Origin of the sequence: Shuttleworthella sp. MSX8B (assembly GCF_000524295.1) — a bacterium.
GTDB classification, from domain to species: Bacteria; Bacillota; Clostridia; order Lachnospirales; family Lachnospiraceae; genus Shuttleworthia; species Shuttleworthia satelles.
In genome coordinates this window covers 1-2,008 of the sequence record NZ_JAQT01000037.1, presented here as the reverse complement: position 1 = coordinate 2,008, position 2,008 = coordinate 1, and the positions used below count along the sequence as shown (strand labels likewise).

The window sequence follows — 2,008 nt, the reverse complement described above, 5'->3', positions numbered from 1 at the left end:
CCTTGAAAGATTCTAAGAGAATCAAAGCGAACCTCAGAGCAATCTGAGGACCTTAAAAACAGTAAAGGATTAGCCAAGCTAATTCATTCTGGGAAGCATGCATCTGCGAAGATGAGGCATAACATACGATCTGTTACAGGATCTGTGTGATAGACTTAAAAAACGGATGAATGAAGGACTTTTAACATGAGAGTTCGATCCTGGCTCAGGATGAACGCTGGCGGTGTGCTTAACACATGCAAGTCGAACGAGAAATAATATTCGGAACTCTTCGGAGAACCCTTTTATTTCGAGTGGCGGACGGGTGAGTAACGCGTGAGCAACCTGCCCTGTACCGGGGGATACCAGTTGGAAACGACTGTTAATACCGCATAAGCGCACGATAAGACATCTTGTTGTGTGAAAAACTCCGGTGGTATAGGATGGGCTCGCGTATGATTAGCCAGTTGGCGGGGTAAAGGCCCACCAAAGCGACGATCATTAGCCGACCTGAGAGGGCGACCGGCCACATTGGGACTGAGACACGGCCCAAACTCCTACGGGAGGCAGCAGTGGGGAATATTGCACAATGGGCGAAAGCCTGATGCAGCGACGCCGCGTGAGTGAGGAAGTATTTCGGTATGTAAAGCTCTATCAGCAGGGAAGAAAGAAATGACGGTACCTGAGTAAGAAGCTCCGGCTAAATACGTGCCAGCAGCCGCGGTAATACGTATGGAGCAAGCGTTATCCGGATTTACTGGGTGTAAAGGGAGCGTAGGCGGCAGAGCAAGTCTGATGTGAAAGCCCGGGGCTCAACCCCGGTAGTGCATTGGAAACTGTTCAGCTGGAGTGTCGGAGGGGTAAGCGGAATTCCTGGTGTAGCGGTGAAATGCGTAGATATCAGGAAGAACACCGGAGGCGAAGGCGGCTTACTGGACGATTACTGACGCTGAGGCTCGAAAGCGTGGGGAGCGAACAGGATTAGATACCCTGGTAGTCCACGCTGTAAACGATGAATACTAGGTGTCGGTACCCGAAGGGTATCGGTGCCGTCGCAAACGCATTAAGTATTCCACCTGGGGAGTACGTTCGCAAGAATGAAACTCAAAGGAATTGACGGGGACCCGCACAAGCGGTGGAGCATGTGGTTTAATTCGAAGCAACGCGAAGAACCTTACCAAGTCTTGACATCCCGATGACAAGCGATGTAATGTCGTCTCTCTTCGGAGCATCGGAGACAGGTGGTGCATGGTTGTCGTCAGCTCGTGTCGTGAGATGTTGGGTTAAGTCCCGCAACGAGCGCAACCCTTGTTCTTAGTAGCCAGCAGGTGACGCTGGGCACTCTAAGGAGACTGCCGGGGTGAACCCGGAGGAAGGTGGGGATGACGTCAAATCATCATGCCCCTTATGACTTGGGCTACACACGTGCTACAATGGCGTAAACAAAGGGAGGCGAAGCCGTGAGGCCAAGCGAATCCCAAAAATAACGTCTCAGTTCGGATTGTAGTCTGCAACTCGACTACATGAAGCTGGAATCGCTAGTAATCGCAGATCAGCATGCTGCGGTGAATACGTTCCCGGGTCTTGTACACACCGCCCGTCACACCATGGGAGTTGGTAATGCCCGAAGTCAGTGACCCAACCGCAAGGAGGGAGCTGCCGAAGGCAGGACTGATAACTGGGGTGAAGTCGTAACAAGGTAGCCGTATCGGAAGGTGCGGCTGGATCACCTCCTTTCTAAGAGATCGAGTAGAGCGTTGTTTCATTGTTGAGTTATCAGGCACGCAAGTGTTTGAGCGCAGCTTATCGGCGGAGCCGATAAGCATGTCTTGTGGACTTCGTCCACAAGCCGGGGCATTCGCCCCGAGGATCATCAAAAACGAATGCTTACGAATGCAAGCATTCGACGCATTGTTTTTTCCAATCCTTGCGGCTCAAAGATAACTTCATATTTTCGGTGGCGATACGCCTGAGGGGAACACCCGTTAACATCCCGAACACGATGGTTAAGACTCAGGCGGCCGACGGT

The 2,008-nt window shown here is 51.7% G+C and carries 1 rRNA gene; it reads left to right on the top strand.

What is annotated here, in order from left to right:
- Positions 1-182: 182 nt before the first annotated feature.
- Positions 183-1,716, top strand: a 16S ribosomal RNA gene (locus tag HMPREF1508_RS09275).
- Positions 1,717-2,008: the final 292 nt, after the last annotated feature.